Source organism: Kitasatospora sp. NPDC048722 (assembly GCF_040650235.1).
Taxonomy (GTDB): Bacteria; Actinomycetota; Actinomycetes; order Streptomycetales; family Streptomycetaceae; genus Kitasatospora.
The window spans coordinates 63,018-77,625 of sequence record NZ_JBEZGX010000021.1; the positions used below are offsets into that span (position 1 = coordinate 63,018).

General features: G+C 70.9%; 7 protein-coding genes. All 7 read right to left on the reverse strand.

Annotated elements, in window-relative coordinates:
* The 7 genes from AB0C76_RS17685 to AB0C76_RS17715 all read right to left on the reverse strand — a co-directional run bounded on the left by AB0C76_RS17685 (window position 1) and on the right by AB0C76_RS17715 (window position 14,587).
* The gene (locus AB0C76_RS17685; protein ID WP_359965533.1) at window positions 1–978 is read right to left on the reverse strand and encodes a hypothetical protein; all 978 of its coding nucleotides are present in this window, start codon (window positions 976–978) and stop codon (window positions 1–3) included.
* Entirely contained in the window at window positions 971–2,713 is a 1,743-nt protein-coding gene (locus AB0C76_RS17690) for a hypothetical protein (RefSeq protein ID WP_359965536.1), read from the reverse strand. Before AB0C76_RS17690 ends, AB0C76_RS17685 begins: the two co-directional genes overlap by 8 nt.
* The gene (locus tag AB0C76_RS17695; protein ID WP_359965539.1) at window positions 2,713–8,163 is read right to left on the reverse strand and encodes a DEAD/DEAH box helicase; all 5,451 of its coding nucleotides are present in this window, start codon (window positions 8,161–8,163) and stop codon (window positions 2,713–2,715) included. The genes AB0C76_RS17690 and AB0C76_RS17695 overlap by 1 nt, the downstream gene beginning before the upstream one ends.
* Entirely contained in the window at window positions 8,160–9,137 is a 978-nt protein-coding gene (locus AB0C76_RS17700) for a hypothetical protein (RefSeq protein WP_359965542.1), read from the reverse strand. The genes AB0C76_RS17695 and AB0C76_RS17700 overlap by 4 nt, the downstream gene beginning before the upstream one ends.
* On the reverse strand, window positions 9,134–11,176 hold the full coding sequence (locus AB0C76_RS17705) for a hypothetical protein (protein ID WP_359965545.1): 2,043 nt from the start codon (window positions 11,174–11,176) through the stop codon (window positions 9,134–9,136). The genes AB0C76_RS17700 and AB0C76_RS17705 overlap by 4 nt, the downstream gene beginning before the upstream one ends.
* Window positions 11,177–12,506: 1,330 nt before the next feature.
* Window positions 12,507–12,929, reverse strand: coding sequence for a CAP domain-containing protein (locus AB0C76_RS17710; protein WP_359965548.1), 423 nt, complete (start codon window positions 12,927–12,929; stop codon window positions 12,507–12,509).
* Window positions 12,930–13,678: 749 nt separating this feature from the next.
* The gene (locus AB0C76_RS17715; protein ID WP_359965550.1) at window positions 13,679–14,587 is read right to left on the reverse strand and encodes an ABC transporter substrate-binding protein; all 909 of its coding nucleotides are present in this window, start codon (window positions 14,585–14,587) and stop codon (window positions 13,679–13,681) included.
* Window positions 14,588–14,608: the final 21 nt, after the last annotated feature.

Sequence of the window (14,608 nt, forward strand, 5' to 3'; positions counted from 1 at the left end):
CTATTTGGTGCGGTGGTTCCCGGCAGCGTCGCGGTGCGGGGCGGCATGGGTGCGGGACAGGGGCGATCCGTCCGGCGTGCGGTCCTCCCGGGGGCGGTCCGGTACTGCTGCGGCCCCGGAAGCCCCTTCGGCAGCGGGCTGGGGCGGCCCCGGACGGGCGGAAGGCCCCTTGCGGTGCGGCTTCTTGAGCGCTCCCTGTGTCTTTGCCGGAGCGGGAGGGGCTTGCGGGTGCCGTTCCCGGTCAGGGTGCTGCTGGCGCTTCTTGCGGGGCGTCAAGCTCCTCGGCTGGTCCTCAGGCCGGTCACCGTCCTCGACCCGCAGCCAGCCGATTTCCACAACCCGGCCAGACTCCCGGTCGGTGTAGGCGGGGGCGACTACGGAATAGGCCGGGGCCTCGCTATCGCCGGTGCGGTCCTGGTCCGGGTTCACCAGGCTGAAGAGCGACAGATCCCCGGGCTCGGCGACCCGGACCAGGCCTGCTTTCGTGATCTCGTGGTCGATCCGTGCCTGCAGTGATGTCAGCTTCGATGCCTGGTGCGCGGCGCGGTCGATGACCGCTAGCTGGGCCAGGTGCATCTGCCGCGCGCGGATTCCGTCTACGACGGCTCCGCGGACTGCTTCGGTGAACTGGGGGACGAGACGGCGCGTGAGCTCAGTGCGGATCACGGCCGCTAGGTCGCCGTCCTCAGCGGCGGGCACCGACGCGGCGAGGGAGCAGGCGATCTGCTCGAGCTGCATATCGATCACGGGGCGCAGGGATTCCGTGACGGATGCCAGCAGGGCAGCTGCATCGAAGGTGCCAGGAGCGATTTCCGGCAGTCGGCTCTCTTCTGTCCAGCGGCTGCGCTCGGAGCCTTCGGAGCGGACCTGCGGTTCAGAGATAAGGCGGTCGGAGAGGCTGCGGCGGCTGCCGCCCCTTCCGGAACGTGCCGCCCCCTTGCTTCTGCGGTCGGCGCTTGGCGGGGGCTTGCTAGTCACGATGAGCTGCTCTCTGCTGGTCGAGGTCCGGAAGAACAGGAGGCTGGGACAGGAGGCCCGCGGCGGCCTCGATTATCTCGCGAGCGGCAGCTTCCCGTGCCCAGGCCCGGTCGGCCTCGGATGGGGGCTCGGTCAGCCGCCGCATCGGCTCGGCGGGGAGCTCAAGGAGCCGGCTGACGCCCGGTGGCACTGCCCAGCGGTGCGGGGCGAGGGGGAGCACGAAGCGTGCCACCTCCCCTTGCCCGCGCTCGGCGGCTTCGATGGCGTCCTTGGCCTGGTTGACCGCGACGTTCCCTGATTCGTCGAGTTCGTGGCGGAGTCTGCGCCAGGACTGCTTCCAGTCCGGTGAGGCGTCCTCGACACCCAGCACGAGGTAGGGGTTCAACGGCCCGTTGCGCTCGGAGCGGGGGCCGCTCTTCAGGTAGCGGCGGTTGCGCTGCAGTGAATGGGCGGCGGACTCGCCCAGTTCCCGGAACCGGGGCGGCCGGGACTCTGCATCGAGCTCCAGCCAGGACGCCGCCCTGCCGGGATCGTCCGCGGCCAGCAGGTAGGCGCGCACATTCCTCGCTTCCCACCGGACGGTCTGCGGTCCGTGCTCGAGCCGGTCGGCGGATTCCCAGGCAGCCGCCCGCATCCGCTCCGCGCGCTCCGTCTCGCCGTGGAGTGCGGCACGATGGGCATGGCGGATAGCCCTCAGCATCCTCCTGACACTGAGCCAGCCGGTGAACTGCCGCGAGCCGCCGCGGCCGTCGGGGGCCAGGCGCTCGAGGAGCAGCCAGAGCGAGCGGTCGGCAGCGAGATCCTGGCTCACATAGCCGGTCCGGCGTACCTCCCGGAGTTCATCGAGGAGCTTGCGCACACCCTGCGGGAGTCCGAACCACTCCTCGGTCACGGCTCCGGCGTCGGCCTGCTGCAGCCGGGACAGCAGCCGCCAGGAGTCCGGCCAGTCGGGCCCGGGCTCGGTGCCCGTTCCGGCTGTCCGACGCTCGCGCTCCAATGGCCAGTCCAGCTGCGACAGCTCCTCGTCGGTGAGGGTGTCCGGGGCGAGCCGTGCCCGGAGGTAGACGGCCTGGGGTGAGCCGTCCGGCTCCGGGACCGCGGTGATCCACTCCTCGTCGACGAAGTCGTCCAGGACGGCGAGCGGAAGTACGGAGAGCAGTGCCTTCTGCCGGGTCTCGGAGATGTGGAACTCGTCGATGGACTGCTCGTCCTGGTAGACCTGCCAGGCGCTCCCGGCTGCCCCTGGTACGACGGCGGGTGTGCCTGCGAGCAGGGCACGTGCCCGGGCGGCAGCAGGCGGATCCAGGACGGGAATCCCATGGCCGTCCGCTTCGGTGAGCACAGCCACGCCGGCGACCGGTGCCAGCTGCGAAGCAGCCCGGATGATCTCCGCAGCCAGCTGGCGGGCCATCAGGTCCGGGGCGGGACTGGCATCTGGGGGCGGCCCGCCGAGGACCCGCCGGGCGAAAGCCAAGGCCTCCGCCCACGCCCTGGCGTCGGCGAAACCTTCGGGGACCCGCACAGGGTCCGCGGCCACGCTCCCCACCGGGCCGTGGCGCCGCTCGGCTGCCGCTGGGGACGCGCCGCGGCCCGAGCGCAGCGCAGGCCGCTCGCCGCGCTCGCGTGCTTCGGCTAGCGCTCTGCGCCGGGCCAGCTCACGCCGACGGAGCTCCTCCAGCTCGTCGGCGGGGCCGGTGGCGCCGCCGCCGTATATGACACCGGTGCTCTCCGCCATCACTCCTCCGCGAACCTGCGGACCTCGTCGATCACAGCCGCCGGGGTCCGGTCCAGGCAGTACGCGTCGACGAACGCCAGCCGGTCGGCGATGCCCGCATCGGACACCTCCTTCCGCAGCCGCTCCAGGCGCGGTGCCTCGCAGGCGACGGTGGAGGATTCCAGCGGATGCTTGACTGCGACGGCGACGGGCTCGCCGGTGAAGTCCGAGGTGTGGACGCAGACCAGGCCGCTTCCGGTCTCCGCCAGGCGGACGGCGGGGTCCTCCTTCGCCCAGCCGCGCAGGAGTTCCTCGTGCCGGGACGGTTCCGGCTGGAGATCCCGGCCGCGCAGGGCGCCGACGAGGTCCCGGGCGAGGCGCCAGTCCAGCAGGGGGTGCAGGCGCATGTTCGTGTAGTCCCGGAGGCACGAGTAGCAGGAGCTGCTGCACGCCTCCGCGTGCCGGCTGTCCTCCCCGAACTGGGCGAGGTAGTCGTCCACCGCGTCGAGGAACCCGTTGATCTGGTCGGGCGCTCCCAGGTGGGTGCTGAAACCCGCGCCGTTGTCGAGGCTGTCGGCGAGGTAGGCCATGACCGGTGCCGCCACCGGTGCAGGGGAGCCGTGGATGCCGCTCAGCAGCTCATCAGGCTGGACGTCGAGGTACGGCGCGGCCGCGCGGCGCAGCAGGGCGGCGAGGGAGTACCAGGCGGCACGGCGCCCGTGGTAGGCGTCGGCGAAGCCGTCAGGCTGCGCGGAACGCGAGATGTCGAACCGCAGGCCCCGCCGCTCGTCCACGGCCGCCTTCGCTCCGAGGAACAGCATGTCGGTGTGCTGGGTGGCACCGAGGGCGGTCTGCAGGTCCGCGTCGGCCCTCGGGTTCTCGACGTGCCAGTAGCCCTTCCACTTGCCGGTGTCCTTGCGGAAGCGGAACAGCCTGCCGCCGTTGCTGTTGACCATGTAGCGGTCCCCGCTGCCGCAGTGCACCACCAGCCAGTCGTCCGCCGACCGCAGCACCCGGGGTGCGGTGTTCTCCAGATCGGCGGCGGTGCGCGTGCTGGTCGAACTGCTGCCCCAGTCGCGTGTGCCGTCGTAGTCCCGCGGGTCGGGTGCGGCACGGAAGCCGGCCGGCTCCCGGAACGGGACGACGCGGTAGTTCTTGCCCTCTGCGCCGCAGGCCGGGCAGCGGTCCGGGGGCTCGGCGCCGTCGGGCACCGGATCGATGTTGGCGCAGATCCTGCACATCGCAACCAGCTGCTCCGGGCCGAAAGGGTCCTCGGCGGCGTAGACCCGGCGTGCACCTGGGCTGAGCGAGACGATGCCTGTCGAGCGGAGCAGGCGGCCGTCGCGCGGGGTCTCGCTGCCGGGCGCGAATTTGCTCAGCGCCACGGCGAGATCGCGGTTGATCGAGTCTGAGGGCGGCCACGGGAATGGCTTGTCGGGGAAGCTGGAGTACAGCAGGCGCGCCCTGGTCGGGAACCCGAACATCGGCAGCAGCCCTGTCTCGGCGAGCCGCTGGCTCAGTTCGGCGTGGCCGACCCGCTCCGCGGAGACTGTGTCGATCCGGTCCAGCAGGTCGGCGATGCATGCCACCGGGTCGATCGAGGAGACTGCCTCGGGGGTGCGGGCCTGCAGGGCGGCGGCGGCCGCCCGGATGCGGTCGGGGTGTACGGCGGTCCAGCTCCTGATTGCGTCACGGTGGTCCGCCCAGCCGGCTGAGAGGCCGAACTGGCCGTGGACGTTGTTCGTCAGCGACGGCGTGTCATCGGTGTCGGCGGCGGACAGCGCTTCGAAGGCCTGCCGCAGGACCTCGCCGAGCAGCACGCGCTTGAAGATCGCGGGCATTCCCAGCGCCAGGTAGGGCGGCGGCGTCGGGCTGTTGGTGATGGCCTCGGGGCGGGCGAAGTAGTGCTCGTCGTGACTGCGCCCGCGGCAGACCGTGAGCGCGACCGCGACCGGGCTGTTCCGTCGGCCGGCCCGGCCCACACGCTGCTGGTAGTTGAAGCGGGTCGGCGGCATGTTGGCGAGGAGCACGGTGTTCAGCGGGCCGACGTCGACGCCGGCCTCCATGGTGGTGGTCACCGACAGGAGCTCGAGCCCGTCGGCTTCCTCGACGTCGTGTTCGCCGAGGAAGACATCCTGGAAGATGCTCTGGCGGCGCTGGGCCTCCAGCCGGTCGGTCTGCCCGGTCAGCTCCGCCGTTCGCAGCGCGAAGTTCCCCGTTCCGTGCTCGGCCTTCCATGCGTAGTAGTCGTCGGCGAGTGCCCCCTCGAACTCCTCGGGCTGTGACGGGAGTTCGATGCGGCACTTGGTGCAGATCCCTGCGCCCGGGTGGAGGTGCGGGCGGCGGCAGCCAGTGCACGTCCAGACCTTGCCGATGCCGGTACGGAGCGCCACCTTCTCGGGGTTGATCACATACTCGACCACGGCGTCCTTCCAGATGCCGAGCACGCGGTCCCTGACCGATTCCAGGTCGGTGCCATCGCGGGTCGCCACCTCCTGCCAGAAGTGCTTCAGCGGAGCGGGCGGATTCTGCAGCCCGCTGCGCATCTGGTGGAAGCGGCGCATCTGGCCGAGGATCCGCAGGCTGGCCCGGGCAAGTCCGTCGTCGCCGCCGACGGCCGCCTCGACCGGTGCGCGGTCGTCCTGGAGGCAGAGCCACCCCAGCCCCAGGGACTCGAAGTCGCGTCCCGCGCTGGAGAAGAGCCCGTTCAGGAACTCGGTGCGCAGTCGCTTGCGGATCCGGTCCAGCAGCTCCTCCTGGGCCTGCGTCTCGGCGGCCGACTCCCGGTTGCGCTTCCAGTTGAAGAGCACGGTCCAGCTCTGCCCTGCGGAGGTCTGCTGCAGCGAGGCGGACGGGCCGCCGGGGTTGGTGCCGCAGCCGACGAGCAGCCCCTCGAGGCCGCCGGGGAGGGAATCGAGCGACGGGAGGTTGGCGAAGCGGCGCTCAAGATCGGGCAGCAGCTCCGGCTCGGCGTCGAGGTCGTCCGTCAGGATGGCCTTCAGCTTGCCCCAGTCGGCCGGATGCCGGTCGCGCAGCCGGAGCATGGCGGCCTTGGCCGCTGCGGGTTCGACCTGCTCGCCCGCGTAGTGGGCCTTTACCAGCTGCAGGTCCGCGAACGGGTCGCCCTGCTCACGGACGGCCTTGGCGGTGAGCAGCCGCAGCAGGTCCTGGTAATGGCGCAGCGCGAGGCCGCTGGCGAGTTCGGACGCGTCGTCGCGGCTGTCAGAGAAGGCGATCGCCTTTCGTTCGTCCGCCGGGAGGTGGCCGAGTGCCTCGGTGGCGAGCACCTGGTTGATCTTGTCGAAACCGGTCCGCATGCGGCGCACCGGGGCGCTGCGGAGCCTGGCGGGGTCCTCCAGCGGGATGGGCCGGCCGTCGCGGTCCCGCCGGATCTCCCAGTCGTCGCCGCACGAGGGGCAGTGTGTCGGGAACGGCCGCAGCTGCGCGGGGTCGAGGACAGGCTCCCCTGAGTCCTTGCCGTCCGGCACGGTGATGTGGAACGACCAGCCGCTGTGCCCGACATCCTTGTTGACAAGGCGTCCGGTGGCGGGCTGGTATGCGCTGCGCCGGAACTCGAAGCCGACGCTGCCCCCGCTGTTCGACAGCCCGGCTGACCAGTCCGGCTTGTCCAGGCCGAGGGCCTTCGGCCTGGGCCAGTACACGATGTAGTTCGCCGCTGTCGGGACGCCGCTGGCCTCGTCCGGCAGCAGGTCGAGTTCGGGGAAGTCGGTGTGCAGCGCGCCGGTGAACCTCCGCTTCCGGGTGTCCTCAGGGCTGGCGTACCCGCCGAGCATCAGGTCGCCGCAGGTCTGGCAGTACAGCAGTTCCAGCACCCGGGCGCCGCAGCTGCAGCGGGAGGCTGGTTCGGCGAACAGGCGGCCGACCCGGCGGTCCTTGTCCGCCTCCACCGGGATGTCTGGGCACTGCGGGTCCGAGCAGGCCCAGATGCCGCCGATGTTGCGGAAGAAGAGGTGGGCCCGCAGCTTGGGCAGGTCGGGGTCCTCGGCCGCACCGAGCACCCGCAGCGCTCCGTGCAGGGCCGCCTCGCGCTGCTCCGGGGCCGCGATGCCCGGGAAGAGCTGCTCGGCGAGTGCGGAGATCCGCAGTGTCCGGGGCGTCCCGCCGGGGGAGAGCACGTGGGGGATCGCACCGCCGAGGCCGGTGGCTTCGGCCAGGCCGCGCGCCTGGTCCTGGCGCAGCTCATCGTTCGCGGCTGTGGCGAGGAGCTGCGCGTGGGCGGTCAGGTCGGTGCTGGCGCGCTTCGGCAGCAGGGCGGTGCCGGGGATGATCCTGCACCGGGACCGGGGGAGCGCGAAGAAGTCCTCAAGGAACGCGTCGTCGCGTCCCTCCTCCAGCGACGCGGAGGCCGCCAGTACCCGGAACTTCTCCGGGGCGGAGTCCAGCCCGAGTCGGTGCCGCAGGTTGCGGAGCAGGTACGCGACCTCGGTGCCGGCCGTGCCGCGGTACATGTGGAGCTCGTCGAGGACGAGCGTGAACCGGGCGTCCGGCGTGGTCTCCAGCCATCGGCGGGTGGCCGCGAACAGGCCTGCCTCCTGCGGGCGCAGGAGCATGATGTTGAGCATCGAATAGTTGGTGACCATGACGTCCGGCGGTGCGGCCTGCATGTCCCAGCGGCTCTGCATCTCCGCCCCGCCCAGGCGGGGGATGAATGCGTGGTGGCGGCTGTCCGCGCGCTGCTCGCGCGCGTCCAGGGCCCGCAGGTACTCGCGCAGCCTGGCCGCGGCGGGTGCGGACGTGCTGGCGCCCGGTACGGGTGTGGCGCCGGTGTAGCGGCCGAAGTAGAAGCGGTGGCCGTTCCGGTTGGCGTCGAGCCATGTGCGGGCCCCCTCGCCGTCCAGTGCCTTGCGCAGCCGCATCATCTGGTCGTCGGCGAGGGCGTTGGTGGGGTAGAGGATCAGGGCCCGGACTGCCGCGGGGTGGCCGTTCTCTCCCGTGCGGCTCGGGCGGTACTCGTCCTCTCCTCGCCACCACGTGATCTGTGCGGCGCGGGTGCCGGTCCAGGAGGCGGACTCGGCAACCAGGTCGGCCAGCACCGGCAGCAGGAACGCCTCGGTCTTGCCCGAGCCGGTTCCGGCCGTGACGACGAAGTCCTTGCCGTCCCGGCAGGCCGCCACCAGAGCTTCGTGCTGGTGGCGGTAGAGGCTCGATACCCCGTCGGGCAGTGCGAACCGGGCGAAGCCGGCGGCTTCCGGGTGAGCTGCGGCAGCGGCGAACGACTCGGGGACGGTCATCCCGCTGGCCTCGTACTGGGGGCGCAGCTCGATCAGCGGCTCGCGCCAGGCGCCGTTGTCGCGGTCCAGCAGCAGGCGGCGCTCCTCCATCACCGAGACGTCGTCGACACCGAACGGGGTGTCGTAGTAGCGGAACAGTGCCCGGCGGAGATCGCCGAAGGTGGCGATTACGTCGCCGGGTGCCGCACTTCCGGTCGAAATGCCCTTGTCGGCGCTCAATGTGCCCTCCCGGGTACGGCCGCCAGCGGCGGCAGGATCTCCAGGTCCTGTAGCAGCGAGGCAGCCACGGCCTCGGCCAGGACTTGCGGGACGTTGTCGTAGGCCAGGGTCTGACCCTGGCTTCCTCTGATCGGCGGCAGACCCGTGCACAGCACGGCAGCACGGGCGTGGAGCGGCGGCAGCGGGGAGTTGCAGTCCACGAACAGCCGCCCGAGACGGGCACGTCCTTCGGCCGCCTCCGGGCGCCAGCGCACGGCGTTCTCATGGTGGCGGGCGAGTTCGAGGTAGATACCCGTCTCGTGTTCGGTCCGGGTGAAGCGGCCGTCGCGCAGCAGCCGCACCAGCCGGGCGTGGTCGGCGCCACGCCAGCGGTACAGTCCGTCCTCGGTGTGCGAATCGGCCGGGACGAAGCGCCGCGAAGCAAGGTCGTAGCGCTCCACGGTGTCCAGCCCGGCGCCGCCCGGAGGGGCCGCCTCGGCCCCTGTCTGGGCAGGCGGCAGGAGCGCGGCCAACTGGAGTGCCGCACAGGGGACGTAAGCGGCCCCGATGCGCGCGGCCAGCTCGTCCAGCCGTGCTGCGTCGTCGTACTGGACCATCAGTGTTGCGGGCAGCGGCACGGCCCTCTCGCGGGTCTCGCCGGGGATCTCCAGCAATTCCAGCCAGTCCGCAGCGGCGGACCCGAGGGCCGCACGCACCGCCGCCGTACGGGCACCGGTGATCAGTGCCAGACCGTCGGAGAACGGCAGGCGGGTGAGGACCAGCGGAGCGGCGGACCACCGGTCCGCCCGGATGTCCGCATCCAGGAATCCGAGCGAGGACACGGCGCGCACCCATTCCCAGTCCGCGTACTCGGCGGTGTCGATGCCGTATGCCCGCACCGTGCTGCGGACACCCTCCCGCAATGTCGTTACCGAACCGCCCTGCCGCTCGCTCAGCCAGCGCAGCAGCAGATCGCCGATCGTCTCAGTGCTCACCGGGCTGCCTCCTTCGCCGCGTGAACGTAGGCGGCCCACCTCGAATCCGCTGTGCAGTCCCTTGCCGCGAGGACCGCCTCGGCCCAGGTGCTGACGTTCGGCGACGAGGCCGGCTCCGGGATGCCGGGGCTGACGGCGCGCCCGCGCCAGCGCCCGGCGCGGCGCTCCAGCAGCCAGCCGCCGACATCGTGCAGCTCAACCTCGAACAGGTACGGCGCTGACGCCTGCGGCAGCCGCTCTGCCAGCCAGGTGGGCGGCTCGGGAGCGGTGATGCGCCACAGCCTCCCGTCGGAGGCAGCGAACAGCAGCTCGTCGGCGCCCCGGCGGCTGAGGACCACTTCGGGGACAGCACCAACCCGGTGCCCGGCGCAGTCCGCCCCGGACAGCGCCGCCCCGCTCCCGCACACCGCCGGGTACGCCGAAGCCTTGAAGCCGGACACCTCGAATCCGCAGCGGCGCTCCGCCGCCGCAGGGACGGGGAGCCCCTCGGCCGTGGTGAACCGGACGGCACTGGCACCGAGTGAGACCGTGTGGACGCCAGCGGGAAGGCCGAGCCCCGCCAGCGGCACCAGACCGCCGAGGGCCCTTGCCCCGTTCAGCTCCGGGCGCGCGGTCCCGTCGACGAGGAGCGTCTCCGACGCGTCGTCCGGGATGACAACGGAGGGCTCACCCCCGACGAGATAGAGCTGCCGCTCCAGTACTGGGGCGAGGCGTAGGCCGCCGACCAGCCGCAGGTCGAATTCTTGGGTGGGCCGCAGTGAATCGACGGCGCCCTGGATCTCACTGACGGCCCGCCGCAGTGTCACGGCACTGTTGAAGACCACTCCCGTGTGGACGGCCCAGCCCTCAGGGACCCACGGCAGCCTCCCTCCCTCCCTGGGCCGGCCTGGAGACGCGGCCCGGTCCAGGAGGCGCCGCACGTCCGACTGTGCCTCAGGCGCCGCCAGCACTATGTATTCCTCACCGGGGACAAAGGCGCTGGCACTCACCCAGGTGCCCAGGACATCGTCGCGCCCGAGCGCCAGCACGGGTGTCGGCGACCGGTTCAGCGCTGCCTCATCGGAGCTGGCGTTCAGCCAACGGTTCAGGTTCCGTGCATCTGGCACGCCCAGCCCGTCGACCGAGTAGTAGGCGGTGTCAGCGAGCCGTTCCAGGACCACTCCACCGGAAAGGCTGATGTGCGGCGCCCCCGCATTTGGGACGCGAGCGAGCCAGGACAGCCTGCCGGCCTCGAACTTCACAAGCAGCTCGGTCCGCCCGCTGCCGCGGCTCGCCTTGAATGCCGTGCTGTCCCAGGACACAGCGAGTTTGCCCAGGAGCCGGGCTATGTGTGAACGGAAATCGGGAACCTTCTTCGCCCGTCGGAAGCCGGCCGAGAACCTGCTGTCCCAGCCCCACTGTTCCAGAGTGGCCAGCAAGGTCTCTCCGTCAAGGGGCCAGGCGCCGGAGTTGTGGCTTCGCAGCTTTGCGAAGATCTCCGGAAGTGCCTGCCGGTCGCCGCCGTTCAGCAGTGCCTGGGACAGCGGGAAGCCGATCCTCGACTGGTTGCGCGGCAGGTCCGCGGCGGCGGGGATGGTGCAGACACCACGGGCCGTGCCCTGGCTGTGCTGCCACCGCGCAAGGACCTGCCACATCTGTGACACTGCTTCGAACTCTTCACCGCGAAGGAGGTCTTCACGGTTGGTCAGCAGCTCGGAGAAGCGGACGTGATAGGCGCTCACCGGGTGGTGCCCGTCATTCACCATCCTCGTTGCCGCGAGCACGGAGGCGGCGAGCAGTGGCAGGAACGCAGGGATCGCTTCCTTGTCTTCCTTCCACTTCCGCCAGCGGTATGTCTCCACTGGGGCGTAGGGCCGATCCGTGCCAGAGTTGAGGAAACGGCCCACACACTCGGCTAGCGGCACACCGATACCGTAGCGCTTCCGGAGCTCCCGCTCGACATCGTCATCGACATAGAACAAGGTCGGGCGGCCAGCCTGCGCTGAGCCGAAGAATTCGTCCTCCAGCGCCTGCTGCCACGCCTGGTAGGGGAGGTCCAAACTATCCTCACGAGGTGTGCGGTGTTGCTGACTTCAAGTCAGCGCTGCTGCTCATCAAGCCTATCGCGCGAGGGTACTGCGATGTGTCCCCAAGCGCGGGCTAAACGGTGCGTCCGGGTGCGGGCCGCCTCAAAGCTCAGTCGTGACTGGGTGTCGTCCGGGTGCCGAGAAAGACCAGGTTGGCGAGAGCGGCCATCGGGCCGGTCGGGAGTTCGACGGCAAGCTCCCGAGCGTAAGCCGCCGGCCCTGACGCCCCGCACGACAAGCCCTCCGCAGGTGGCTCTGACACCGATCAGCTGGGGCAGTCGGCACCGGGGCGGACTACTGCGAGGGCTGATCCAGTTCGCGCGAGAAGGGCACGGCAGCGCGGGCAGTGGTGACGGCGCCCTCAGGTGAGTCCCGCGTAGCCGAGGTCGGCCGGACCAGCCTCCTGCTTCCGCGGCTTGAGGCAGATCCGGGTTGCAGCCAGCCGGGGGACTGCCAGGGACCACGCGCTGCGCACCACCACGCACCGAGGTGTGCTTCGGTCAACGGACAGCGCGTGCTGTCTACGGTCTGACGTGCAGCGATGCACATCGCCGGGCGACTGGGGGTCAAGGGGTCGCAGGTTCAAATCCTGTCGTCCCGACAGAATGTCGGAAGGCCGCTGGCCGGGAGAAATCCCAGGTTGGCGGCCTTTTGCGTTACATGGCGCCAGAATCAACAAACGGTTGTTCGCATGAGACTGGGGACCGGCCGGGGAGCAAGCGGTCTCGAAGTGGTCGCATCCGGGGGTCAAGGGGTCTCTCAGTGGGCATTTCTGTCTCGAAACCGACCACCCAAGGTGACCGAGACCGAATCGTAGCCATCGATCTTTCGACACCCCCATGACGCAATCCGGCGATGTTTTCCGGCAGTTGCGCGACCGACTCCGAATCTTTCAAGACGTCAGCCGGTTCCGTGGCCTCACGCCGGAGGCGTCGCGCGGCCTCTCCCGGACGCCTCCGCAGGCCCGCTCGGGGACCTGTCTGCGACCCCTGATCATCTACGCACGGTGACCATCGGTGCGACAGCGCGAGTGGGAGAATCGGCCGACGACCGCGAGCGCGCGGAGGCCGCAGAGGGCTGGCAGGCGAGTTCCGGCACAAGGGAGCCGGCCCACTGCCGGGCGCTTGACGGCCCGGCGAGCGGGAAGAGGGGTCCGCGGATGCGAGTCGTGATCCGACCGACGGGCCGACGTCGCCTCGGCGGCTGCCTCCATCGGGTCCCCCCGTTGCCCCGACCGCCTCATGAGGATCCCGGCGGGGACGCACCTGGGAGGAGGCGCCGGGGCCACGGTCTCGGTCCGGTCCTACCGGCCGTCGGAGAAGTTGTGCACTCCCCACCAGCCGGTTTCGTCGTGGTAGATGCCGACGCCGACCTCGGTGAACGAGGCGTTGGTCTGGGCCTTGTAGTGGCCGGGGCTGTGGCGCCACATCGACTGGAACTTCTCCGCCGCCTCCTGGGCGGTCATCGAGGCGTCGCTCCACCACACGATGTTCTCGCCGATCCAGGTCCGGGTGCCGGTCACCAGGTACTGGGAGTCGGTGTTGCTGGAGTGGCCGAAGCCGTTGTCGCGCATGTGGTGGGCCCAGTTGCGGGCGTAGTCGCTCAGGTCGGCCTTGAGGGTCAGGGGAGGGAGCCCGACCGTGGCGCGCTCGCCGTTGAGCAGTTGCAGGGACTCGGCCTCGGCGTCGGTGACGGACTGGGAGGACGAGCGTGGGCCCGGGAGCACCGGGTCCGGTCCGACCGGTCCGGCGGCGAGACCGGCGGGACCGGCGGGGGCTTGGGGGGCCGGCGCGATGGCCGCGGGCTTCGGGTCCGGTCCAGTGGTGGTGGCTGTCGAGGGGTGTGCGGCTCGCGCGGGCGTTGGCACGGGCCGGGGCGTGGGCTTGAGGGGGGAGGGGGTGCTGGTGGGTGACGGGGTCGCCGAAGGGGACGGGGCCGCGGGAGCCGTAAGCGAGGTCGGAGTGGGGGTCAAAACCGTGGTGACCGGGGTGGCAAGGTCCGTTGCGGTCGGTGCTACCGCCGCGCTGATCGGGGCGCCGTGGCTACCGGCCGTGTTCGACGCCGGGTCCGTCGTGGTGACCAGGACGACGCCGGCGAAGGACAGGCCGGCGGCGCCGATGACGGACAGGCCGATGGTGACTCGTCTCGTGTTCCGGTTGTCGCGGCGGCGTCCGCGGCCCTTTTCGCGGTGACCGTCGGGGGACCGGCCGTCTCCGCTTACCGGGGGCATGTGCTGGGTCGGCCGGTCTTCGTGGAACTGCATGTGTCGTTGCTCCGTGTGGTCCAGGGAACGCCGGTGGGAGGGCCGGCGATGAAGGAGAACGGAACGGAGCGTGGAGATAACGCTTTCCCGCAGCTGGGCCGAGTCCCGCCGGGAGCGGGCCACGGGGCGGCGGGCCGGATCGGTGCACGGCGGCGGGCCCGGGGCGCACTGCCCCGGGCCCGCCGTCCCCGGCCGTCGGTGTGGGGCCGGGATCAGAGCCCGGCGTTCACGGTGGCGCTGACGACGGCACCGTTGCCCACGTTCCACCTGTCGAGGATCTTCTGGTAGGTACCGTTGCTGACCAGCTGGTCGACCGCGCGGGACAGCACGTCCGACAGGTCCTTCCGGTCCCGGCTGACCACGATCCCGTAGAGGTTCGACTCCTGGTATTTGCCGACCAGTTGGAACATTCCTCTGCGGTTCGGCGCGGTGGTGTTGTAGGAGGCGGCGGGGTAGTCGTTGAGGTCGGCGACGGCGGTTCCGGAGGAGACCTCGGCCACGGCCTGGCCGTCGGTGTCCGTGGAGTCGATCCTGAGCGGTCTGCCGGTCCGGGTACAGGCGGCGGACTGCGCCTTGGCGACTTTGATCTGGACCGAGTTGGTCTGTACGGCGATGGTGTGGCCGCACAGGCTGTCCAGGGTGGACAGGCCCAGCGGGTTGCCCGCCTTGACCAGGATCGAGGTGCCGGTGAGGAAGTAGTCGACGAAGTCCACGCCGGGGTTGGTGACGTGACCGGTGGCGTCCGTGCCCTGCTGGCGGTCGCGGGTGTCGATGACGGCCGACATCGCCAGATCGAGTTTCCCGGACTGGACGGCCGGGATGAGGTCGCTGAAGGGCATGTCGAGGATCTTGACGCGCAGGCCGAGGTAGGAGCCGAGGGCTGCGGCGAGTTCCGGGTCGAGGCCGGTGGGCGCGCCGCCGCCGTCCTTGAACTCGACCGGGACGTAGTTGAGGTAGGAGCCGATGCGCAGTTCACCGGTGGCGCGGATCGACTGCGGCAGCCGGGCCCGCAGGGCCGCGGGCGAGTTGTCGGGGGCCTGACCGGAGGCGCAGCTGCCGGCCAGCAGGCCGCAGAGGCCGGTGGCGGCCAGGGCTGCCCGGCGGGCGGAAGTTCGGGGCATGGGTGAGTCCTGGGCGCGGGT

What these genes read in the sequence shown, in the direction of transcription:
- AB0C76_RS17690 (WP_359965536.1), bottom strand. Translation starts at nt 2,713, where the DNA reads ATGGCGGAGAGCACCGGTGTCATATACGGCGGCGGCGCCACCGGCCCC.
- AB0C76_RS17715 (WP_359965550.1), bottom strand. Translation starts at nt 14,587, where the DNA reads ATGCCCCGAACTTCCGCCCGCCGGGCAGCCCTGGCCGCCACCGGCCTC.